Source organism: Thermoflavifilum thermophilum, assembly GCF_900116565.1.
Lineage (GTDB): Bacteria > Bacteroidota > Bacteroidia > Chitinophagales > Chitinophagaceae > Thermoflavifilum > Thermoflavifilum thermophilum.
The window spans coordinates 2,005,489-2,027,988 of record NZ_FPCJ01000001.1 but is presented as its reverse complement, the minus strand read 5'-3'; the positions used below and the strand labels follow the sequence as shown (position 1 = coordinate 2,027,988).

The following is a 22,500-nucleotide window of genomic DNA, read 5'->3' as shown; positions in this document are numbered from 1 at the left end:
TCAGGATTTGACTTTTGCCACTTTTTGTCCGGGCAATTGCACGGATTCGTGCAACTCGGCATCCACGAGGATCCGGCCACAGTTTTCGCAGACAATAATTTTTTTGCGTTGCCGAATTTCAGCCTGGCGCTGCGGGGGAATAGCATTGTAGCAACCACCGCAGGCATCGCGTTCAATAGGCACTACAGCCAAACCATTGCGGTATGTTTTGCGGATTTTTTCATAGGCTGCCAGTAACCGGGGATCCACCTTGCTGCGGGCATCTTCGGCAAGCTTCTGAAACTGGGCTTCTTCTTTTTCCGTTTCTACAATGATTTTTTCCAGTTCAGATTTTTTGATTTTCAGATTGGCTTCTTTGTCCTGAATGGCCTGCCGGGCAAGTTCCAGAATGCGATTCTTTTCCTTTATTTCCTCGTTGGCTTCTTTAATGTGCTTCTCAGCCAGACTGATTTCAAGGGTTTGCATTTCGATTTCCTTCTGGAGGGCATTGAATTCCCGGTCGTTCTTCACATTGTCTTTCTGCTTCTCATATTTTTTGATCAGGGCTTCCGCTTCCTTGATGATATTTTTCTTGTTAGCGATGAATTTCTGGATACCGGCAATCTCATCTTCAATGTGGGTAAGACGTGTTTGCAACCCGGCAATCTCGTCTTCCAGGTCGTTTACTTCCATAGGAAGCTCGCCCCGCAGGGTTCTGATTTCATCTAACTTGGAATCAATCTTCTGTAACGTAAGCAGGGAAACAAGCTTTTCTTCGACGGAATATTCTTTTGCGGTAGCCATTTATGAAAAATAATTTATGGGATTGGTACAGATCTCGGATTTAAGAGGCGCAAAGTTAGGAAATTTTTTTCGGATTAATCTTTCGAGCAAGTCAACCGTAAACTGCTCGCTTTCGTAATGGCCCACATCCATCAGCAAGAGGCGTCCTTCAGCCTGAAAAAATTCATGATACTTGATATCGGCTGTCACAAAAGCCTGTGCTCCGGCTTTGATGGCTTCCGGCAAGAGAAAGATACCCGCCCCTCCGCATACAGCCACCCGTTGAATCATACCGGTATAATGGGTATAACGGATGCAGCCAGTATGCAAAGCTTCTTTCACAAGATGAAGAAAAGCCTCCACTGACACAGGCTCCGGCAACTCCCCTACCATGCCGGGCCCCACTTCGGGATATAGATTGTCGAGCGGATAAATATCATAAGCCACTTCTTCGTAGGGATGATGTTGAAGCAAGGCTTCGGTGACTACTTTTTCAAGATGAGCCGGGAAAATGGTTTCAACCCTTGTTTCCGGCTCCTGATGCTGCTTCCCTATAGTGCCTACGTAAGGATTGGCTCCTTCCCTGGCCCGGAATGTGCCAAAGCCTTCCACATTGTAACTGCACTCATCGTATTTACCGATAACTCCAGCTCCGGCGTGAAACAAAGCTGCCCGCAAAGCTGCTGCATGGGCATGAGGTACGAAGGTGACCAGTTTTTTCAGCTTGCCCCGCATAGGTGCCAGGACCTGCGTGTGAAGCAATCCCAGCCTTTCGGCAATCATGGCATTTACTCCCTGGGCTACCTGATCCAGATTGGTGTGAATTGCATACAATACTACATTTGATTGAATAGCCAGCATAATGGCCCTTTCCGCATCTGTGGCACCGGTAATGCGCTTCAAAGGACGAAACATAATCGGGTGATGGGCTACAATCAAATTGCAATGCTTTTGAATGGCTTCTTTCACCACCGTTTCGGTAATATCGAGCGTGAGTAAGATGCCTTGCAATGGCTGGCCCGGATTGCCAACCTGCAAGCCCGCATTATCGTATGATTCCTGATAGGAAAGCGGGGCTATTTCTTCCAGATACTGAATGATTTCATTTATTTGCATATCGGTAAAGCTGTTGAAACGAAAGCAATTTCCGTGAATAAAATTAAATCGCCCATGCCAAAGTCAGATACCCTTGCCTTATATAAGCGTTTTACAGACCGGATGCGGGCACTGGCTGATGTGAAAAACACCATGGCTCTTTTGCAGTGGGATCAGGAAACCTACATGCCTGCTGGCGGTGCCCGGTTTCGCGGTCAGCAACTGGCTACACTGGCGGAAATGGCCCATGGCATGGAAACCAGCAAAGCCCTTGGCCGACTCCTGGAAAAACTGCTCGACCGCACCGACCTTCCCGAACGGGAAAGAAAAAATGTAGCGCTTACATACGAAAATTATCAGAAAGCCAGCAAATACCCTCCATCCCTGGTAAAAGCCCTTACACTGGCTGCCAACCATTGCTTCATGGCATGGATACAGGCCCGCAGGGAAAACCGGTTTGCCATCTTCGCACCGGAACTGGAAAAGATGATTGCCCTGAAAAAACAGGAAGCCGAAATCCTGGGCTATGTGGCCCAGCCTTATGACGCCCTGCTCGACCAACACGAACGGGGACTCACTACCGAAACTTTAGAGCAAATTTTTCCCGAACTCAAAAAGCATCTCACATTGCTGCTGTCGGAAATCCGCCAAAAACCTCAGCCATCCGATGCTTTTCTGCACACGTTTGCAGATAGACAGCAGCAGTGGGATTTTGGTATTTATCTGCTTCAATCCATCGGCTTTGATTTTCAGAAAGGCAGGCAGGATCTTTCCGAACATCCGTTTACCACCAGCTTTAGTCCACACGATGTACGCGTAACCACCCGGATACACGAAACTGAGCCGGCAACCATGATCTGGAGTTGCATCCATGAGGGCGGACATGCCTTGTACGAACAGGGACTGCCGGCCGACCAGTACGGACTGCCAGCCGGACAAGCAGCTTCTTTGGTGATCCACGAATCCCAGTCCCGCCTCTGGGAAAATTGTATCGGGCGGGGCCTGTCGTTCTGGACTTATCATTACCCGGAATTACAGAAACGCTTTCCTGCTTCATTCCAAAACATAACCCTGGAAGATTTTTACAAGGCCATTAACCTGGTAAAACCCTCCCTGATCCGCACAGAGGCCGACGAACTCACCTACCACCTGCATATCCTCATCCGTTATGAAATTGAAAAGAAACTGATTAATGAAAACCTTTCTGTAAAAGAACTTCCTGAACTCTGGAACGCCTTGTACGCCGAGATGCTGGGTGTAAATGTGCCCGACGATGTGCATGGCATCCTTCAGGATGTGCACTGGAGCCACGGAAGCCTGGGATATTTTCCAACTTATACATTGGGAAGCCTGCTTGCCGCCCAATGGTGGCAACAATTGCTACAGGATATCCCTTATCTGGAAGAGGCTCTTTCCCGCGGTCAGACAGCTATTGTGCTGGATTGGCTGAGAAAAAATATCCATAGCCAGGGAAGCCTGTACACAGCCCAGGAGCTTTGCCAGCAGATTACCGGGAAGCCACTACATGTTGAAGCTTTTGCGAGCTATGCCCGGGATAAGTTTACCCGTTTGTATGCATGAAACCCCTTAAAACACACAGAAATAAAAATCGTTTTTTTAACACTTATTTAATGATTTTCTCAACGCATACAGGCTATCTTTGTGCATACCATTAGCAGATAATGGTTTATGGGTAAAGGGAGTCCCGCTTCCGCATGGAGGCGGGGCTTTTTGTTTGGGGAGATGGATCAGTGTTTCCTGAATATTCCCTGCCAGGCATAATAAAGCTCGCTCATGCGGAGGTCCTGTTCAAATCGGGTTAGGTTGGTCTGACGGTCAATGACCAGGCATTCCATGCCTGCCATGCGCGCAAAATCCCTGAGATGGTCAATCTGCAGGTTCTGGCTGAAACAGGTATGATGGGCTCCGCCAGCCATCAGCCAGGCGGCACAAGCTGTCCGGAAATCAGGATAAGGCTTCCATACCGCCCGTGCCACGGGTAGCCTGGGCAAAGGCTGAGGCGGCTCAATGGCTTCTACTTCATTAACCAGCAAACGGAAATGATTACCCATATCTACCAGAGATGCATTCAATGCCGGGCCTGGAGCCGCATCAAACACCAGCCTGACCGGATCGTCCTTCCCCCCAATGCTCAGCGGATGAATCTCACAAGATGGTTTCCGGTGTGTAATGGATGGGCAAATCTCGAGCATGTGAGCTCCCAGCACCATTTCATTTCCCGGTTCCAGGTGATAGGTATAATCTTCCATAAAACTATTGCCACCAGGCAGTCCGGTTGCCATGACCTTCATGGCACGCACCAGCGCTGCCGTTTTCCAGTCGCCTTCCGCACCGAAGCCGTATCCCTCCTGCATCAGCCGCTGCACAGCTATTCCAGGCAACTGTTTCAATCCATGTAAGTCTTCAAAAGTATCTGTAAATCCCTTGTAGCCTCCCTGTTGCAAAAATTTTCTCAATCCAATCTCAATGCGGGCAGCATCTAATAGCGAAGCCCTGCGCTGGCCGCCTTTTTTCAGATCTGGTTGCAGTTCATACAACGATTCATAAAGCGCACAGAGCTCCTCCGCTTCCTTATCTTTTACAGCAGCAATTTCAGCTATCAGATCCCCTACTCCGTGGGTATTGACCGAAAAACCCAGCCGATACTCTGCTTCGACCTTATCGCCTTCGGTCACGGCCACCTGGCGCATGTTATCCCCGAAACGCACAAACCGGGCACCCTGCCAGTCATGCCAGGCCATTGCTGCCCGGCACCAGTTATCTATCTGTTGCTGGGCTTCTGCCTGCTGCCAGTGCCCCACCACTACCTTGCGCGTTTTCCCCATCCGCGCCAGGATATGACCAAATTCCCGATCGCCATGCGCGCTTTGGTTGAGATTCATGAAATCCATGTCGATCGTGCTCCAGGGAATATCCCGGTTGAATTGTGTGTGAAAATGCAGCAGGGGCTTTTGCAGTGCCTTTAATCCCTGTATCCACATTTTAGCCGGAGAAAAAGTATGCATCCAGCAAATAACTCCCGCACAATCCCGAGCGGCATTCGCTTCCAGGCAAAGCCGCAAGATGTCTTCGGGTGTGGTGGCTACACCCCTGAAGCAAACGGGCAAACAAATGTTTCCTGAAGCGTTAAGCCCGCCTGCCATTTCACGGGCATGTTGTTCCACTTCCTGTATGACCTGTGGCCCGTAAAGATGCTGACTTCCCACAATCAGCCAGACGCTAAGTGATCCTGATTCGTTCATGCCTGAAGAGATTTTAAAATCATATAAATTGGGTTTACGAATGATTTTTATGGGTTTTGCAAAGACTTATCCTGTACAGCATGCACCCATGCGGTGATAGCTGAACAGACAAAGGTTGATGGATGCTCACCTGGCTGGATTCTTTTTTCCACACATCCCGGAGAAAGAAACACGCAGGGCGATGACCGGCCTTAATCCATCCTGCCATCCCAGCCAGGCTGTCTAACCTGAATACCGTGTTTATGGGATGATCGCTAAGATTGAAAAATGCCAGGAACAAGTGTTCGTGGCTAAGGGTATCTGCGGATTGCCAAATGACAAGCGTATCGGATTGCTTCAGCAACTCAGGCTGATAAGGTCCCTGATCTGCTTCAATAGCTTCGGCATTGGTTTCAAGCTGCCAATCCATAGGGCGGTTATCGGGTAAATGACCTCCCACCATCAAGGGCATGCGGGTGATGCACCAAAGCGTCATCATGGTTTGCAATTCATCTTTGCTGAATTTTGCATAGCGCGGAGGGCCTACGGGACCTCTAAGGGAAAGCCGCCCTATGGGAAGCATATCAATATCGGGCCAATGACCGGGCCGGGCATAAGCTACCCAGGCTGCAGCCAGGTCAAAAGCATGGCGCAGCTGATTCCAATTATCCCATAAATCGCCGCTCAGCCGCCACATATTGGCCAGCTGGCTGACCTCTGCAGCCCGGCTCAGAGGCGTTTCGCCGGGAGAAAGACTCAACACAATGGATCGTCCACATTGATCGATGGCCTTACGATAGCCGGCAATCTCAGCTGCATGATAAGGCTGGCTGATATCATCTACCTTAATGAAATCAACACCCCATGAAGCATATAGATCCAGCAAACTGTTCAAATACGCCTGCGCACCGGGCTTTGACATATCCAGCCCATACATCGTATTCAGCCAGCTGCAGGTGTCGTGTATGTTGGCTATCTGGTCAGCCGTAACATCGGGCATACCCTTTACCGGAGTTTTGGCCCAGACGGCCTGCCGCGGAATGCCCCGCATCACATGGATGCCAAACTTCAACCCCAGGCTATGCACATAATCAGCCAACGGTTTGAATCCCTGCCCGCCAGCTGCTGAAGGAAATTTGCGCACATCCGGCAAAAGCCTGCCCCATTCATCCATGGGCAACCAGGGCACATAACTTCCGTCGGGCAGCCGAAATTGCGGAGGTGGACTGGCATTGCTGCCCGGCGGGTGCGGATAAAACCAACAAAAATCAACTACTACATACTGCCATCCATAAGGTTTCAGTGAATCAGCTACCAGGCGGGCGTTTTCCTTTACCTCCTCTTCGGTAACCGTAGCCCCGAAACAATCATAACTGTTCCATCCCATCGGCGGAGTGGACTGGGCCCGAAGCAAATACGGGAATACCATGGAGACGATCAGGGTTCCCAGGCAGGCTATGCCAAGTTTGTTAATCATTTGTATCCTGTCCATAATAAGCCTGGCTGCCATGTTTGCGTTCGTAATGTTTCTCAATCAGGGCCGATTTCAGACGGGGTGGCAGAGCGGATGGATTTACCCGGCAATGGATTTGTTCGGTAAGATAGGCCATGAAAGCCATTTCTTCCAGAATTGCGCTGTGGTAAACTGCTTTTTCCACTGTTGTGCCCCAGGTAAACGGTGCATGGCCACCTACCAGAATCATGGGAATTTGATGATAATCCAGCCCATGTTCCTGAAAATATTGAATAATCTGCATGCCGGTCTGGTATTCATAATTTCCCTGAATCATGTCATCGGCCATGGGTGGTGCACAGGGCACATCCACCGGCAGATGATCCGCATGGGTTGTTCCATAAATGGGTATATCGCGCAAGGCCTGCGCCCAGGCCGTGGCGTAGGTGGAATGGGTATGCACAATGCCGCCGATATCAGGCCAATGGCTGTAAAGCACAGCATGCGTAAGGGTATCGGATGATGGCCGGAGATGACCGCTCACCACCTGACCCTCAAAGTTTACCACCACCATCTTGTCGGGTGAAAGTTTTTCGTACGAAACCCCGCTGGGTTTGATGGCAAACACCCGTTGGGTATGGTCAGCTGCGCTGGCATTGCCAAAGGTAAATTTCACCAGGCCCAGGCCCGGCAGTTGCCGGTTGGCCTCATAGGCTTCTTCTCGAATGCGTTGAAAAGGATCCATCATAAATCTGATGCATGTGTATGGGTGAATGATTCGACAAAATTTCCAAGCTCTTTGAACTGCTGATAACGCTTTTGCAATTTCTGAACCCGCGCAGGCACAGGTTTGTATTCCTGGTCAAAGCCCTGTCCCATGGCTTGCATGGCATGTTCTACCGTGGGATAAATACCGGCTGCTGTTGCGGCAAACATGGCCGCTCCGCTGGCACAGGTATGTTCAGCCCGATGGATGCGTAAAGGCATGTTCAACACGTCGGCCATCAACTGCATGATGTAAGGCGATTTTCTGGCCACCCCGCCCAATCCGATCACACCTTTCACGGGCACGCCCTGAGAAGTAAAGCATTCCACGATGCTTTTGGCACCAAAGCAAGTGGCCTCAGCCCAGGCCCTGAAGACATCCACCGCATCCACACCCAGATCCAGGCCCAGGATAGCCGCTTTCAACTCCTGATCTGCATACGGCGTCCGGCGGCCATTCAGCCAGTCTACAGCCAATGGAACAGCCCGGTCAGGATAGGTTTCTTCCCGGCGACGGGCTTCCTCACTTAAAGTAGCAATCAACCGCCCATGCATGCCTTCCATCAGCGACTGAAGCGCCGGTTGATCACTCCCCCACATAGCAGGAAGCAGATGCCTGACAGGCCACAGCAACACATCCCGCCACCAGGCATAGGTATCCCCGAAAGCCGACTGGCCGGCTTCCATGCCCACCATGCCCGGAACCACAGAACCATTTACCTGACCACATATTCCGCGGATTACCTTTCCCTGCATATCGGACATCGGTGCAACGAGAATATCGCAGGTGGAAGTGCCCATAACCTTGCTCAGAAAATAGGGCTCAATCTGCCCGCCAACTGCACCAATATGGGCATCAAATGCGCCAACAGCTACCACAACGTCATCTTGCAGCCCCAATCTTTCCGCCCATTCTTTACAGAGCCGCCCCGCTGGTTGATCGGCAGTGAGCACATCCCCCGTAATCCGATCGCGAAAACCAGCAAGCAGCGGATCCAGGCCCGCAAAAAATGATTCGGGAGGCAACCCGCCAAAAACCTCTGCCCACAAAGCCTTGTGTCCGGCCGCACATACACTTCGTTTCATAGTCCGCACATCCCGGCCTCCGGTAAGCAAAAACGGCATCCAGTCGCAATGCTCAACCCATGAGCAGATGTGCTGCCTTACCTGTTCGTCTGTCCGCAACGTATGCAGTAACTTGGCCCAAAACCACTCAGAAGAATACACACCCCCCACATACTGCAGATAATCCACCGGCTGACGACGGGCATAGGCATTGATTTCAGCAGCTTCTTTCACGGCCGTATGGTCTTTCCACAATACGAACATCGCATTCGGATTATTTTCCAAACCCGGCAACAAAGCTAACGGCCTACCCTGTGCATCAACCGCCACCGGCGTGGAACCCGTGGTATCAATGGCTATGCCCCTCACCCGATGTTTAGCCTGCTCAGCCCCTACCTGCTGCAGGCATTGTTTCACCACAGCTTCGAGTCCCTCCACATAATCCAGCGGATGTTGCCTGTACTGATGCAAAGCCGGATCACAGAAAAGCTGATCGCGCCAGCGTGGATAATGAAATACAGCCGTGGCTAACTCTTCGCCCGTAGCGGCATCTACCAGCACGCCGCGCACAGAATCAGTGCCGTAATCCAGGCCGATGACCCATTGATCGTTTTTCACCTCTCAGGAATTTAAAACAGAACAAAGATATAAAATGGGTGTAAAGTCAACACTTAATTTTATTTTTCATTTTGATTGCCGGGTTATGCCTGCATAGCCACAGAAATAGGAAATCAACCATTTGTCCTATTTTTACATAAACTTCTGGTTTCAGCCCCGTAGTTTTACATCAACATCAGCAAATTATGGAGATATCCGATGATCTGATCCGGAGGCTTTGTGATCTGGCCAGGTTGAATTATGATGAAGCAGAAGCAGCCTCGCTCAAAAAAGACCTGCAACGGATGATTGCTTTTATTGAAAAACTGAATGAAGTGGACACTACCGGTGTGGAACCCCTGATTTTTCTGACCGATCATCTGCATCCGCTCAGGGAAGATAGCGTTTCCTCAGACTTACCCCGTGAACAGGCACTGGAGCTTGCTCCCGATCGCAATGGATCGTTTTTTCAAGTGCCTCCACTGAAAACAGCCTAAAATACATCACATGGAACCGCTGATTCAACTGGAAAACATCAAAAAGAATTATTACCTCGGGAAAAACGTGCTGCAGGTACTGAAAGGCATTTATCTTTCCGTATATCCCAACGAATATGTGGCGCTGATGGGCCCCTCGGGCTCCGGGAAAAGCACCCTGATGAATATCCTGGGCTGCCTGGATACACCTACGGAAGGGCGTTATTTTCTGAATGGCCAGGATGTGAGCCATATGGATGATGATGAACTGGCAGCCGTGCGAAACAAGCAAATTGGCTTCGTATTTCAGCAGTTTAACCTGCTGCCCCGACTAAATGCCCTGGAAAATGTAGCTATGCCTTTGATTTATAGTGGTGTTCCCAAAAAAGAGCGGGAAGAAAAAGCCAGGGCTATGCTGGAAAAAGTAGGACTGGGTGAACGATGGAACCATCGGCCGAATGAGCTTTCAGGCGGCCAATGCCAACGGGTGGCTATTGCCCGTGCCCTGGTGAATGATCCGGCCATTATCCTGGCCGATGAGCCTACCGGTAATCTCGACTCCAAGACCTCCATCGAAATCATGGATATCTTTGCGCAGATCCATGCCAGCGGCAATACCGTGATATTGGTTACACATGAGGAAGATATTGCCGAACATGCCCACCGCATCATCCGCCTGCGCGATGGCATCATTGAAAGCGACCGACAAAATGAAAAAATCCGCCAGCTGGCAACCTGATGAAAACGTTGTTGGTAATCAAAAATCCAATCCATGGCCTTTCGCATCTATACCCGTACCGGAGACCAGGGGAAAACCTCTTTGCTGGGTGGAACCCGCGTCTGGAAAAGTGATCTTCGAATTGAAGCTTATGGTACCATCGATGAACTGAATGCCTACATCGGCTGGCTGGCCGACGAACAACCTGAAAATATCCGAAATGAATTACGGGAAGTACAGGACCGGCTGTTTCGAATTGGTGCCGTACTGGCCTATGACGGTTCTTCTTCTCTGCGCCTGGATTTACCTGAAGTAAGCGAAGCTGATATTACCACGCTGGAAAAAGCCATTGACCGGATGGAAGCTGATCTGCCACCACTGAAACAGTTTATTTTGCCTGGCGGACATCCTGCTGTTTCTCTTTGCCATGTGGCACGCTGTGTGTGCCGTAGAGCTGAAAGAGCCTGTGTGCGCCTAAGCCAGGAGACCCCGCTTCCCGAACATTTTATTCCCTACCTGAACCGGCTGAGCGACTATCTGTTCGTATTGGCACGTTATACTGCCCAGCAAAAAGGAGTGGCTGAAATTACCTGGCAACCGCACTGAGCTTTATGTCATCAGGTGCTGGTCGTGATGCTGCAGAAGCTGACCATCCTTAATCAACAACTGCCGGTCAGAAAGCCGTGCAAGGGCTTCATTATGGGTAACTATGACAAAAGTTTGGTTAAACTGTTTCTGCAGCTCCTGAAAAAGCTGATGCAATTCCAGTGCATGGGCTGAATCCAGGTTCCCCGTTGGCTCATCAGCAAACACAATATCCGGATGGTTGATCAAAGCCCGGGCAACAGCTACCCGCTGCTGTTCGCCTCCTGAAAGCATAGCTGGCTTGTGATGCAGCCTGTCGCGTAATCCCATTGTTTCCAGCAACATCCGGGCTCTTTCTTCAACAACGGATTTCTTTTCACCGGCAATCCAACCAGGCATACACACATTTTCCAACGCAGTAAACTCGGGAAGCAAGTAATGAAACTGAAACACAAAACCGATATGCCTGTTGCGAAAAGCTGCCAGCGCTGAGGAAGACAACTGAAATACATCCTGCCCGTGAAGCCATACCCGGCCGGACGATGGGCTATCGAGCGTACCCAGGATATGCAACAGCGTACTTTTCCCGGCTCCAGAAGAACCCAGGATGGATACAATCTCCCCCCGTTGCACGGTAAGGCTAATTCCCTTCAACACATGCAGGGAGCCATAGGATTTATGCAAATTTTCTGCTTTCAACATCATCATAAAGAAAAACAAATTTCACCATTGCCGCATCAAACAGAATATGAATTTATATTATACTTTTGCGAAAATTTTTAAAAATACCTTTAACCATGTTCTGGACGCTTGAATTGGCTTCGTATCTGGAAGATGCCCCATGGCCGGCAACCAAAGATGAATTGATTGATTATGCGATCCGTTCGGGGGCACCTATTGAAGTCATCGAAAACCTCCAGGAATTGGAGGACGAGGGCGAAGTATATGAAGGTATTGAGGACATCTGGCCGGATTATCCCTCGCAGGAAGATTTCTTTTTCAATGAGGATGAGTATTGAGTAGCACTGAGCCACGGCTCAGTTGCACAAACAAGCGAACAATAACAAAGAGGCTACCTGTCGGGGTAGCCTCTTGCTTTTTATGCAAATTATTTCTGTTCCTGCAATGCCTGTTTCATCAGCATTTCCATGATGGCATGCGATACGCCTGTAAAGGAAAATCCGCCGTCGTGATACAGGTTTTGCATGGTAACCATCCGCGTAAGATCGGAGAATAAGGTTACACAATAATCGGCGCATTGCCTGGCCGTTGCATTTCCAAGCGGGCTCATCTTTTCAGCATATTCAATAAAACCATCGAAACCCTTCACACCGCTGCCGGCCGTCGTGCGTGTGGGCGATTGCGATACGGTATTGATGCGTACTTTCTTTTTAATTCCATAGTGATAACCAAAACTCCGGGCGATGGATTCCAGCAGGGCCTTGGCATCGGCCATATCATTGTAATCCGGGAATACACGCTGGGCAGCAATATAGGTAAGCGCCACCACCGAGCCCCATTCGTTGATGGCATCCAGCCGGTAAGCAGTTTGCAAAACCCGGTGCAGAGAAATAGCCGAAATGTCGAACCCTTTGTGCATGTAATCATAGTTGGCTTCCGTGTAGGGAATATTTTTCCGCACATTCAGGCTCATGCCCACAGAATGCAGGATAAAATCCACTCCACCCTGGAAATGATCCATTGCCTGTTTGAAAAGGTTTTCCAGATCCTCCATATTGGTAACATCCGCGGGAATAACAGGTGCCTGGCAGATTTCAGATAACCGTTTGATTTCACCCATCCGCAAGGCCACCGGAGCATTGGTCAATACCAGCTGTGCGCCCTCTTCATGACAGCGAAGTGCTACCTGCCATGCAATGGATCGCTCGTCCAAAGCGCCAAATATGATTCCTTTTTTTCCCTGAAGCAATTGATAAGCCATAAACACATGTAGTTTGATGATGAAAGAAATGCGGCATAAAAATAACAAATCCCCATCGTTGGCCAAGAAAGAACCCGCATTTCCCTATCCCGGATGCTGACAATGGAAAATGATAATGCCCATGGATGATGCATATTTTTTTTAAAAAGCCGTATTTTACCCGAACCATCAAATGTTGCGTGATCCATGTCTGCCTCCAGAAAACCCTCAGGCATTAAATCATGGGCAATAGACGATCGCCCGCGTGAAAAGCTGATGCTGAAAGGGCCGGCAGCGCTGAGTGATGCCGAGCTGCTGGCTATTCTGATCCAACATGGGCATAAGGAGAAAACAGCCATTGATCTGGCCAAAGAAGTGCTGGATCAGTCGGGGCGTGACTGGAACCAGCTGGGGCGGCTAACCATAGCTGAGCTGACCCGCATCAAAGGCATCGGTCAGGCCAAAGCCATTGCCATAGCGGCTGCCCTGGAAATAGGACGGCGCCGACAAGCAGCTCAACCGCAGCCACGCCCCATCATCCGCTGCGGACAGGATGCCGCCAATATCCTGCAACCGTTGCTGGCCGACGAACGTGCCGAAGTGTTCTGTATCATGTTGCTCAACCAGGGACATCGGGTGCTTTCCCACGAAATCATCAGCCGGGGAGGCATCAGCGGCACGGTAGTAGATGTCAGGCTCATCATCAAGCGCGCCCTGGAAACTGAAAGCAGCGCATTGATCCTTTGCCATAACCATCCCTCCGGACAACTGCAACCAAGTGAGGCCGACCGCGCCATTACCCGGAAAATCACAGCAGCTGCCCAGATGTTCGACATCCGCGTGCTCGATCATCTCATTGTTTCTGCTGAAGGATATTTCAGCATGGCCGAGCATGGACTTCTATGATTTCATTCAAATCCACGAAACTTGGCTAACTTCGTCGGTTGTTAGAATCTCCGAAGATGGTTAAAATTGGTTTACTGGGTGTCGGAAAACTCGGTAAAATACATCTCACCCAGCTCCTGGCTATTCCACAGGCTGAAGTGGTTGGCTTTTACGATCCGAATGAAAAAGTCGCTGAAGAAGTCAGCCAGCAATTCCAGGTTAAACGATTTCCCGATGTTGAATCGCTTCTGCAGGCCTGCGATGCCGTGGATATTGTGACGCCCACACCCTCGCATTTTCCGCTGGCCGAACAGGCCATCCGCAGCGGCAAACATGTGTTTGTGGAAAAGCCCATGTGTAGCAACCTTTCAGAAGCCGAAGCTTTGGTAAAACTGGTCAGCGAGGCCCATCTCTGTTTTCAGGTGGGCCATGTAGAAAGATTTAATCCGGCTTTTCTGGCCTTGCAGGATTACGTGCTGCAGCCCATGTTCATTGAAGTGCACCGCCTGGCGCAGTTTCAGCCCCGCAACACGGAAACCAGTGTGATCCTGGACCTGATGATCCACGATATCGATATCCTGCTGCATCTCGTGAAATCTGAAGTGCACCGCATATCCGCCAGCGGCGTGGCTGTGCTGAGCGAATCAACCGATATTGCAAACGCCCGTATTGAATTTGAGAATGGATGCGTGGCTAATTTAACCTCCAGCCGCATTTCCATGAAAAAAATGCGCAAAATGCGCCTGTTCCAGAAGGATGCCTACATCGGGATTGACTTTCTGAACAAAAAAACGGAAATCATTCACCTGCTACCTGCAGACGATACCACCCCAGCTATCGATAACCAGGCAGCCATGCTGAGCTTTGATCTGGATACCCCGCAGGGCAAACGCCGGGTAGCCGTACATTATCCCTCGATTCCGGAAGTGAATGCCATCCGCATGGAACTACAACTGTTCTGCGATAGCATCCTGCAGCAAAAACCCGTGGCCGTCAATGCTTTTGAAGCTTTTCAGGCGTTGAAAATCGCCTACCAGATTCTGGACAAGATTCAGAAAAATACACCCATCATGCTGTAAGGATAAAAGCTTACGCGTAAATTCCCGCTTTTCGGTAATTTTCCTTCATGCCAAACCTGCGGCTGCTCGACGCTGCCGAGATCAATCCCCGGTTATGGGATGCTTGCATTTCCCGGGCGTCCAACAGCCGTCCCTATGCTTATTTTCATTACCTGAATGCCATGACCGATCGCTGGAAAGCCCTGGTGATGGACGATTACCGGCTGGTGATGCCTTTACCTTTCAAACAAAAATGGGGCATTCAATACGTGTATCGGCCACCTTTTACCCAGCAGCTGGGCATTTTTGCTGATAACAAGTTCTGCAATGAATCCATCAGGAAAGAATGTTATGAAAAAGCCCTGCAGTTGTTCCCCTACCTGCATTACAGCATTGATGCCGAAAGCCTGATCAGCCTTCCCAGGCTGCAGGCTACCGCCCAGCCTAATTATGTGCTGGACTTATCCCAACCTTACGAAACCATCTGCAGCCAATACCATCCTTCTTTAATTCGTTCACTGAAAAAAGCCCGCCATGCCGGGTTACAGCTACAGGAAGCCAGCCTGGAGCAAGCCATCGGGTGGTACCAGACCTGGTATCGGGGGCGGATTCCCGGATTGAAAAAGAAAGACTACCACCGCATCCTGCATGCCAGCTCACATACAGAGTATTACCAGATCCATGCTCACCAGGTAATGGATCAGAGCGGGAAAGCGCTGGCCATAGCCGTGTGGCTCTGTACATCCAGGCGGAGAATAGCTATCCTGAATGGGTGCAATGACGGGGGCAGAAAACTGAATGCCATGCATTTTTTATTTGATGAAGTCATCCGGCAATATTGCAACAGTGCGTGTGTACTTGATTTTGAAGGGTCTTCCCTTCCCGGTGTTGCCCGGTTTATTCACAGTTTTGGCGCTTCAACGGAAACCTATTTTACCCTACATGCAAACCGATTGCCCCTGCCGTTCAGGTGGATGAAAAAATGAAGCACACCATGAAATAATCCCCGCTGACGGGTAAACTTTATTTGCTCGCGGCAGATGCAGAACGATTGCGGAGTAAAATTTCTGCTATGGCAAAATCCTGCGGATAGGTCAGTTTGATATTGGCAGGCTCACCTTCCACGAGCTGCACGGGATAACCGGCTTTCTCCACAACCGTAGCCTCATCTGTAAAAGATGGATCAAAAGATTGATGAAAAGCTTCCAGCAAAAGGGATGCCCGGAATGTCTGCGGTGTCTGGATGTATTTCACTGCATGGCGATCGAGCGGATAATTGCGGCCCTGTGCATCCACCATCCTGAGGCTTTCCACAGCAGGCACACAGGGAATGGCCGTGCCATGCATAAGAGCGGCTTCATAGCAACGCCGAATCAAGGCAGCAGAAAGCACCGGCCTGGCTGCATCGTGTACAAACACCACAGCATCAGGCTTTTGCACGTGGCTTAAACCATTTTTTACCGAATGAAAACGGGTTTCACCCCCTATAGCAAAAGCAAATGGGTGTTTGGTAAAAATTTCCGGAAAACGCCCGACAAAATCGGGATACACGGCAGGTAAAACCAAAATAAACTGGATATCGGGAAATGCACTTGCAAAGGCCTCTATGCTGTATTGCAGCACAGGCTTACCCCCCAATAGCCTGAACTGCTTGGGCGTTTGAGCTTCGGTATCCGAAACCTGCGCCCGGGTTCCCTGGCCGGCCGCCACAATCAAGGCGTATTTGACCATATCAGATGCCATGACGTGCCCAGATCAAAGAATGAGCATCGCGTCTCCGTAGCTGTAGAAACGATATTTTTCCTTGATGGCCACCTGATAGGCTTCCATAATCAGATCATAACCCGCAAAAGCGCAAACCATAATAATCAGGCTGGTTTTGGGCAAATGAAAATTGGTGACCATGGCATCGGGAATGGAGAAATGATAGGGTGGATGGATGAACAGGTTGGTCCAACCCTCCCCCGGTCGCAGCAAACCCTGTGAAGTGACCGACGATTCCACAGCCCGTACGGAAGTAGTACCCACAGCGCATACCTTGTGGCCGCTAAGTTTGGCTTCATTGACCAGCTTGGCCGCATATTCATCAATGCGGTAATATTCCGCATCCATCTTATGCTTGCTCAGGTCTTCCACTTCAATAGGCTTGAAGGTGCCCAGGCCGGTGTGCAGGGTAATTTCAGCAAAACGGATGCCTTTGATTTCCATCCGCTTGATGAGTTCTTTTGTAAAATGCAAACCCGCAGTTGGAGCCGCCACAGCACCTTCGTACTTGGCATAAACGGTCTGATAACGCTCCTTATCTTCTTCTGTAGGTTTGCGTTTGATGTATTTGGGAAGGGGTGTTTCACCCAGCTTTTCCAGCAGTTGCCTGAATTCTTCATCTGTTCCATCAAACAGAAAGCGAATGGTACGACCGCGGGAGGTGGTGTTGTCAATCACTTCGGCTACCAATTCATCATCTTCCCCGAAATACAACTTGTTGCCCACGCGGATCTTGCGTGCCGGATCCACAACCACGTCCCAGAGCCGATTGGCTTTATTGAGCTCCCGAAGCAGAAAAACTTCGATCTTGGCACCCGTTTTTTCCTTGCGGCCATACAGCCTGGCCGGGAATACCTTGGTATTGTTCACAATGAACACATCCTTATCGTCGAAATATTCAATGATATCTTTGAAAATGCGATGTTCGATTTTGCCGGTATCCCGGTGCACCACCATCAGCCTGGATTCATCACGATTTTTAGCCGGATTTTGTGCAATTAAATTCAGGGGTAAATCGAACTTAAACTGAGAGAGCTTCATCGTAGTAACCAGATTTTAAACGTGCAAAGGTAAAACGATTTCCGCAAGCTTGCTGCAAGGATAATGGAAAGAATTTGTGAAAACACGCCAGGGGAAAATTAAAACCGCAAATGCTTGACAGTGAGCCCCTTGTTGATAAGCTGTTTCAGGGAATCAATCCCGATGCGCACGTGCAATTCGGCAAAATTATCGGTTACCTTTTTATCGCTTTCTGCGGTCTTCACGCCTTCGGGCACCATAGGCTGATCGCTTACCAGCAGCAGGGCTCCGGTGGGAATGTGGTTGTAAAAGCCCACGCTGAAGATGGTGGCCGTTTCCATGTCAATGGCCATGGCCCGGATGCGTTGCAGATATTTTTTGAACTCCGTATCATGTTCCCATACCCGGCGGTTGGTGGTATAGCAGGTACCCGTCCAGTAATCTTTTCCATAATCCCGGATGGTGGTGGATACGGCTTTCTGAAGGGCAAATGCCGGCAGGGCGGGCACTTCGGGCGGAAAATAGTCGGACGAAGTACCTTCGCCCCGGATAGCGGCGATAGGCAATATCAAGTCGCCCACTTTATTTTTTCGCTTCAACCCTCCGCACTTACCCAGAAACAAGACGGCTTTGGGGGCGATAGCACTGAGCAAATCCATCACCGTGGCCGCATTGGCACTGCCCATACCAAAGTTGATCATCGTGATGCCTTCAGCTGTAGCGCAGGGCATGGGCTTGCCCTGTCCTACAATCTTTACTCCGTGCAGATTGGCAAACATCTGCAGGTAATCACTGAAATTGGTGAGCAAAATGTACTTCCCAAAATTCGACAATCGTTCGCCTGTGTAGCGCGGTAGCCAGTCTTTAACGATATCCTCCTTGGTTTTCAGAGCCATACACTTGTTTTCGGATAAAATTAAGATATTTATGCCTGACCAGCCCTATGCATCTGTATGTTTTCCCTGCAGTTCCCAGAGTTTCATTTTCGGATTATGAACCGCGGACAACAACGATATATCTTTGATCGTATTCGCAAGCGCTACGTGGCGCTTACGCCGGAAGAATGGGTCAGGCAACATGTATTGCACTACCTGATTGATGTAGCCGGATATCCTTCCGGACTGATGGCTGTGGAAAAGCGAATTCCCGGCCATTCCCAGTCCAGGCGTGCGGATATTGTAGTGTATGATCCGGATCTGCAACCCTGGATGGTGGTGGAATGCAAAGCTCCGGATGTACCGCTCCAGGAAGATACCCTGATGCAGATTGCCGGATACAATTTTCCGCTCCAAGCCCGCTATCTTTTCATAACCAATGGCCATACCTGCTGGCTTTGCGATGGCCATGCCCACCCTCCCGCATTGCTCAACCAGCTGCCTCCCTGGCCCGGAAGCCAAGCCTCTACCTGACCAACCCCTTTGCAACGTTGGCAGGAAATTTTATATACATCCCGAGAAATATCATATCACAAAAACAAGAATATATATTTTCCTTTCCTAAATCTTTTTCCCATGAGAGGAATCAACATCAACAGCCGGGTAACCGTTCCCGACAACATCTGGAATAAGATATACGGCCGGCTCACCTATTTAACCCCAACGTATGAACGGGTGCCGATTTATCTGGTGGATGAACAGACTATGGACCGCATCAGCCCCCCTAAACGCTGCTTAAACGATGAATGCTTAGCAAGCTCGCTGCGTCGCATTGATGAGCTCCTGGAAGAAAAAAGTGAAAGACTGCAGGAAATGCGTAGAAGCGAAACAGAAACTCCCCGTTGGGTCACAGCTATTGATGAGATATTAAGTGAGTGCTTAACTTCAAAAATGGTGCACTTAGGCGTGTACTTACATGATTCTCAGCCACAACCTGATTTGGCTGCAGAACTGACCAAGCTAATTGAAAATGCTGAATATAAGCATGAATTGCTTTCCCAGCATCCTGATTTTCCAAAAGGGGAGGTTATTTTTATTTGTCCGGAAAGGATTTATGAGCATGACAACCCGGAACTGCTGTTTCAGAAAGTGGTGATTCACGAGCTGGCTCACGCATTTGTGGCGGGTGACAGGCAGACAGATTACCAGAAACTTTACGGCCGGGTGATTGAAGAAAGCCTGGCCAATGCGGTGGCCCTGAGCCATTTTCGAGAAAAAGAAACTCCCCCTCTAAAAGCCTTTATCGCAAAACAACCGCCAGAATACCGGGGATGTTACTATTGGATGTTCTCCGAAAATGAATTCATTGAAAAAGAGTTTGGATCCTCTCCTTATTTGTTTCTACGGGCGTGGAAAGAAGAGCCTGCTACTATTTTATTTCCTTTTTGGCTAATAAATTTATATCCACCACATCGTCTTTTAATTTACCTTCGTTATGTTTATGAATTTTGGCCTTCCCCAAATATTTTCCCTTCCCATACCTCCCTTGAAATCTGGGAAGAGGCAATCGATATATACAGGCAGAAAGATGATTACCGTCCCATTTGCAACTTGATCAGTAAAGCCATTTTGGAATTCGTAGCATGAATGGGACCTTTTCCCCATGGATCAGTTTCTGGACATTGTCTTCTCCTAAGCCAATGGCAGGGCCTAAGCTTATGGGAAAATACCCAATTGGGCATAGGCTTCGCCAATCTTGTTGATGGCGTTCACAAAAGCTGCCGTGCGCATATCGGGAATATCGGGATGCGAATGCCAGATTTCGCGGATTTCCTGCACGGCCTCAATCATGGTTTCTTCCAGGCCGGAGTTGACCAGATCAATTTCATCCGGGCCATGCTCAATGAGGCGGCGATGGGATTCATCTACAGGCTTGCCAGTATTTTTTTCAATTTGTTCCAAAATGAGGTGATTCAAGTTGGCTGTGAATCTTTTTTCAATGCGGCCGTAGCGCACATGCTGCAGATTTTTCAGCCATTCAAAATAGGAAACCGTTACACCACCAGCATTGAGAAACACATCCGGAACTACCAGCACATTTTTTTTGAGCAGGATTTCATCGGCTTCTATGGTCAGCGGGCCATTGGCGGCTTCGCCGATGATTTTGGCCTTGATGCGGGGAGCATTATCGGCATCAATCACATTTTCCAGTGCTGCTGGAATCAGGATATCGCATTCCAGCTCAAGCCCATCGGTATTGCGGCGCAGGGTTTGTGCACCCGGAAAATTCTTAATGGAGCCGGTTTCTTCGCGGAACTTCACCACTTCATCGGGATTCAGACCCTTGGGATTGTAAATGGCCGCATCCCATTCAATCAGGCAAATGATTTTGGCTCCGGCTTCGTAGAAGAATTTCGCGGTATGATAGCCCACATTGCCCAGTCCCTGCACAATCACGGTTTTGCCTTCCACACCAGGTTCCAGGCCGATGCGTTTCATATCTTCCTTATGGCTCAGCACTTCCCGCAAGCCATAGAACACGCCCCTGCCAGTAGCTTCCTTCCGGCCCCGCACACCGCCCTGGGAAACGGGCTTGCCGGTTACGCAACCCAAGCCATCCAGTTCGCCGGGTTTCAGGCTCAGGTACGTGTCCAGGATCCAGCTCATTTCCCTTTCCCCGGTACCGTAGTCGGGCGCCGGTACATCAATGCCCGGACCGATAAAGTTTTTCTTGATCAGTTCAGACGTGTACCGCCGGGTAATTTTTTCCAGCTCATACACGGAATATTTTTTGGGGTTGATGCGGATACCACCCTTAGCTCCGCCAAAAGGCACGTTCACGATGGCACACTTATAGGTCATCAGTGCGGCCAGGGCCATCACCTCATCCTGATTCACTTCTTCGCTGTAGCGAATGCCGCCCTTGCAGGGCAGTTTGTGATGCGAATGCTGCACCCGATAAGCTTCAATAACTTCAATATGATCGCCGATTTTCACCGGAAAACGCATGCGGTAAACGGCATTGCAGGCCTTGATTTGCTCCAGGATGCCTTTTTCCCATTTGGTAAAACGGGCGGCCTTGTCGAACCACATCTCCACATTGTGGAAAAAACTATATGGCTTTTTTACAGGCCCCTGTGCGGGATGATTTGTAGTGACTTGATCTGAAGTTAGCATGGCTTTGAAATTTATTTTTCGGGAATCAGAAATAATCCGTTTTGCAGGGTCAAACCACGGAAGTCGGAGTTTGGCGTGTGCGATTTTTTTCCTTCTCGGCCTTTTCCAGCTGTGAAAGCTTGCGGTCAATACTGATGAGATACAACAATACTCCCAACCATATCACGACAATCACAGCCACCACCACATAAATTTTTCCATTGCTGCGCATCAGAGTGGCCATTTCCGGACCCTTGTCCGGTACCTGGAGGACGACCGATGCAACGTATGACAACATATTCATGAAAGAAAGGATTTCAGGTTCAGCAGGCGCATGCGAATCCGGATCTGTGCAATCCAGATACCCAGCAAAATCCATCCTACCACTGCCGGATAAAACACTTTTCTGAGCTCATTATCCAGATCATACTGGCTGAAAGCCGGATTGCCCCCGTTACCGGGATGCAGGGAATCAGTCAGCCGGGGAATGATGAAAATCAGCGGGAAAAGCATAGCGAAAGCAAACACATTGTATACCGCACTCACCCTTGCCCGCTTGTCAATATCGGTAAACGAACTACGCAATACAAAATAGGCAAAATACATGAGCAAGGCAATGGCCGTGCACAACTGCTTGATATCATCACTCCAGGGCGCCCCCCACGTGTAATTGGCCCAGATAGCACCGGTGATCAGTCCCATGATACCAAACAACAATCCCACATTGGCGGTTTCAACAGCCACAATATCTTTTTGCAAAGAGCCTTTTCGCAGATATTGAATGGAACTGACACAGGAAATGCCAAACAACACAATCATGGTAAACCACATGGGCACGTGGAAATGCAGATTGCGAATGGTTTCGTTGAGAATATCCTTGGCTGGAACAGGCATCAGCAATCCTGCAATCAAAGTGTAAAGCAACAGAACGATACACAATGCCTTCCACCAGTATGTTTTCATGATTTGCTGCTGATTGTTTCAATGCCCAAAGCTACTATAAGTTTCTGTGATTTGATGGCTTTTTAACCTTTTGTTTATCCGATACATAACCATCTCTGCA

The 22,500-nt window shown here is 49.5% G+C and carries 24 protein-coding genes; 10 read left to right on the top strand and 14 right to left on the bottom strand.

What is annotated here, in order from left to right; all coding sequences use genetic code 11:
- Both BM367_RS08690 and BM367_RS08685 read right to left on the bottom strand, forming a co-directional pair.
- Complete coding sequence (locus BM367_RS08690) at positions 1 to 783, bottom strand: zinc ribbon domain-containing protein (RefSeq protein ID WP_092459847.1); 783 nt, start codon at positions 781 to 783, stop codon at positions 1 to 3.
- Positions 784 to 1,878, bottom strand: a complete 1,095-nt coding sequence (locus BM367_RS08685; protein ID WP_092459844.1) for a Nif3-like dinuclear metal center hexameric protein — start codon at positions 1,876 to 1,878, stop codon at positions 784 to 786.
- A 54-nt stretch (positions 1,879 to 1,932) separates the two neighbouring features.
- Between BM367_RS08685 and BM367_RS08680 the strand changes: the two genes are divergently transcribed.
- Positions 1,933 to 3,438, top strand: coding sequence for a carboxypeptidase M32 (locus BM367_RS08680; RefSeq protein ID WP_092460989.1), 1,506 nt, complete (start codon positions 1,933 to 1,935; stop codon positions 3,436 to 3,438).
- Between the two features lie 167 nt (positions 3,439 to 3,605).
- Here the strand turns inward: BM367_RS08680 and araA are convergent, their stop codons facing one another.
- Genes araA through BM367_RS08660 form a run of 4 tightly spaced genes read right to left on the bottom strand, consistent with a single transcriptional unit; the run spans position 3,606 to position 9,000 of the window.
- The gene (gene araA, locus BM367_RS08675) at positions 3,606 to 5,120 is read right to left on the bottom strand and encodes an L-arabinose isomerase (RefSeq protein WP_092459842.1); all 1,515 of its coding nucleotides are present in this window, start codon (positions 5,118 to 5,120) and stop codon (positions 3,606 to 3,608) included.
- 34 nt (positions 5,121 to 5,154) lie between these two features.
- Positions 5,155 to 6,609, bottom strand: coding sequence for a glycoside hydrolase family 27 protein (locus BM367_RS08670; protein WP_222842604.1), 1,455 nt, complete (start codon positions 6,607 to 6,609; stop codon positions 5,155 to 5,157).
- Complete coding sequence (araD, locus tag BM367_RS08665; protein WP_222842603.1) at positions 6,569 to 7,300, bottom strand: L-ribulose-5-phosphate 4-epimerase AraD; 732 nt, start codon at positions 7,298 to 7,300, stop codon at positions 6,569 to 6,571. The genes BM367_RS08670 and araD overlap by 41 nt, the downstream gene beginning before the upstream one ends.
- A complete protein-coding gene (locus BM367_RS08660) occupies positions 7,297 to 9,000 on the bottom strand; it encodes a ribulokinase (RefSeq protein ID WP_092459840.1) in 1,704 nt (567 codons plus the stop codon). Before BM367_RS08660 ends, araD begins: the two co-directional genes overlap by 4 nt.
- 185 nt (positions 9,001 to 9,185) lie before the next feature.
- Between BM367_RS08660 and gatC the strand changes: the two genes are divergently transcribed.
- From gatC to BM367_RS08645, 3 genes are read left to right on the top strand one after another with little or no spacing between them, the layout of a single operon-like run.
- Positions 9,186 to 9,476 carry an Asp-tRNA(Asn)/Glu-tRNA(Gln) amidotransferase subunit GatC gene (gatC, locus tag BM367_RS08655; RefSeq protein ID WP_092459838.1) on the top strand — a complete coding sequence of 97 codons (291 nt, stop codon included), beginning with the start codon at positions 9,186 to 9,188 and terminating at the stop codon, positions 9,474 to 9,476.
- 10 nt (positions 9,477 to 9,486) lie between these two features.
- Positions 9,487 to 10,194 (top strand): ABC transporter ATP-binding protein, encoded by a 708-nt coding sequence (locus tag BM367_RS08650; RefSeq protein ID WP_092459836.1) that lies wholly within the window; start codon positions 9,487 to 9,489, stop codon positions 10,192 to 10,194.
- 33 nt (positions 10,195 to 10,227) lie between these two features.
- Positions 10,228 to 10,779 carry a cob(I)yrinic acid a,c-diamide adenosyltransferase gene (locus BM367_RS08645; protein WP_092459834.1) on the top strand — a complete coding sequence of 184 codons (552 nt, stop codon included), beginning with the start codon at positions 10,228 to 10,230 and terminating at the stop codon, positions 10,777 to 10,779.
- 3 nt (positions 10,780 to 10,782) lie between these two features.
- Here BM367_RS08645 and BM367_RS08640 read toward each other — a convergent pair whose 3' ends face one another.
- Entirely contained in the window at positions 10,783 to 11,466 is a 684-nt protein-coding gene (locus tag BM367_RS08640) for an ABC transporter ATP-binding protein (RefSeq protein WP_317039284.1), read from the bottom strand.
- A gap of 89 nt (positions 11,467 to 11,555) precedes the next feature.
- Here BM367_RS08640 and BM367_RS08635 point away from each other — a divergent pair, with 89 nt between their 5' ends.
- Positions 11,556 to 11,777: a DUF2795 domain-containing protein gene (locus tag BM367_RS08635; RefSeq protein WP_092459832.1), complete on the top strand. Its 222-nt coding sequence runs from the start codon at positions 11,556 to 11,558 to the stop codon at positions 11,775 to 11,777.
- A gap of 89 nt (positions 11,778 to 11,866) precedes the next feature.
- Here the strand turns inward: BM367_RS08635 and BM367_RS08630 are convergent, their stop codons facing one another.
- Positions 11,867 to 12,700 carry an enoyl-ACP reductase FabI gene (locus BM367_RS08630; protein WP_092460985.1) on the bottom strand — a complete coding sequence of 278 codons (834 nt, stop codon included), beginning with the start codon at positions 12,698 to 12,700 and terminating at the stop codon, positions 11,867 to 11,869.
- A 186-nt stretch (positions 12,701 to 12,886) separates the two neighbouring features.
- On the opposite strand from BM367_RS08630, the gene radC reads away from it, so the two are divergent.
- Genes radC through BM367_RS08615 form a run of 3 tightly spaced genes read left to right on the top strand, consistent with a single transcriptional unit; the run spans position 12,887 to position 15,608 of the window.
- Positions 12,887 to 13,585: a RadC family protein gene (radC, locus tag BM367_RS08625; protein ID WP_092459830.1), complete on the top strand. Its 699-nt coding sequence runs from the start codon at positions 12,887 to 12,889 to the stop codon at positions 13,583 to 13,585.
- A gap of 56 nt (positions 13,586 to 13,641) precedes the next feature.
- A complete protein-coding gene (locus BM367_RS08620; RefSeq protein WP_092459828.1) occupies positions 13,642 to 14,643 on the top strand; it encodes a Gfo/Idh/MocA family protein in 1,002 nt (333 codons plus the stop codon).
- Between the two features lie 47 nt (positions 14,644 to 14,690).
- Positions 14,691 to 15,608, top strand: coding sequence for a hypothetical protein (locus BM367_RS08615; protein WP_092459826.1), 918 nt, complete (start codon positions 14,691 to 14,693; stop codon positions 15,606 to 15,608).
- Positions 15,609 to 15,645: 37 nt separating this feature from the next.
- On the opposite strand, the gene BM367_RS08610 is transcribed toward BM367_RS08615, so the two are convergent.
- The 3 genes from BM367_RS08610 to BM367_RS08600 form a co-directional block, all read right to left on the bottom strand.
- Complete coding sequence (locus tag BM367_RS08610; protein ID WP_245759948.1) at positions 15,646 to 16,365, bottom strand: IspD/TarI family cytidylyltransferase; 720 nt, start codon at positions 16,363 to 16,365, stop codon at positions 15,646 to 15,648.
- 12 nt (positions 16,366 to 16,377) lie between these two features.
- The gene (queA, locus tag BM367_RS08605; RefSeq protein WP_092459824.1) at positions 16,378 to 17,427 is read right to left on the bottom strand and encodes a tRNA preQ1(34) S-adenosylmethionine ribosyltransferase-isomerase QueA; all 1,050 of its coding nucleotides are present in this window, start codon (positions 17,425 to 17,427) and stop codon (positions 16,378 to 16,380) included.
- A 98-nt stretch (positions 17,428 to 17,525) separates the two neighbouring features.
- Complete coding sequence (locus tag BM367_RS08600; RefSeq protein WP_245759947.1) at positions 17,526 to 18,302, bottom strand: AMP nucleosidase; 777 nt, start codon at positions 18,300 to 18,302, stop codon at positions 17,526 to 17,528.
- A gap of 96 nt (positions 18,303 to 18,398) precedes the next feature.
- Here BM367_RS08600 and BM367_RS08595 point away from each other — a divergent pair, with 96 nt between their 5' ends.
- Together BM367_RS08595 and BM367_RS08590 are read left to right on the top strand one after the other, a co-directional pair.
- On the top strand, positions 18,399 to 18,815 hold the full coding sequence (locus BM367_RS08595; RefSeq protein WP_177224168.1) for a type I restriction enzyme HsdR N-terminal domain-containing protein: 417 nt from the start codon (positions 18,399 to 18,401) through the stop codon (positions 18,813 to 18,815).
- 102 nt (positions 18,816 to 18,917) lie between these two features.
- Positions 18,918 to 19,928 carry a hypothetical protein gene (locus BM367_RS08590; RefSeq protein ID WP_092459820.1) on the top strand — a complete coding sequence of 337 codons (1,011 nt, stop codon included), beginning with the start codon at positions 18,918 to 18,920 and terminating at the stop codon, positions 19,926 to 19,928.
- Positions 19,929 to 19,997: 69 nt separating this feature from the next.
- On the opposite strand, the gene BM367_RS08585 is transcribed toward BM367_RS08590, so the two are convergent.
- From BM367_RS08585 to ccsA, 3 genes are read right to left on the bottom strand one after another with little or no spacing between them, the layout of a single operon-like run.
- On the bottom strand, positions 19,998 to 21,458 hold the full coding sequence (locus BM367_RS08585; protein WP_092459818.1) for a Glu/Leu/Phe/Val family dehydrogenase: 1,461 nt from the start codon (positions 21,456 to 21,458) through the stop codon (positions 19,998 to 20,000).
- A 49-nt stretch (positions 21,459 to 21,507) separates the two neighbouring features.
- Positions 21,508 to 21,735, bottom strand: coding sequence for a CcmD family protein (locus BM367_RS08580; protein WP_092459816.1), 228 nt, complete (start codon positions 21,733 to 21,735; stop codon positions 21,508 to 21,510).
- Between the two features lie 2 nt (positions 21,736 to 21,737).
- A complete protein-coding gene (ccsA, locus tag BM367_RS08575) occupies positions 21,738 to 22,400 on the bottom strand; it encodes a cytochrome c biogenesis protein CcsA (protein ID WP_092459814.1) in 663 nt (220 codons plus the stop codon).
- Between the last annotated feature and the right edge of the window lie 100 nt (positions 22,401 to 22,500).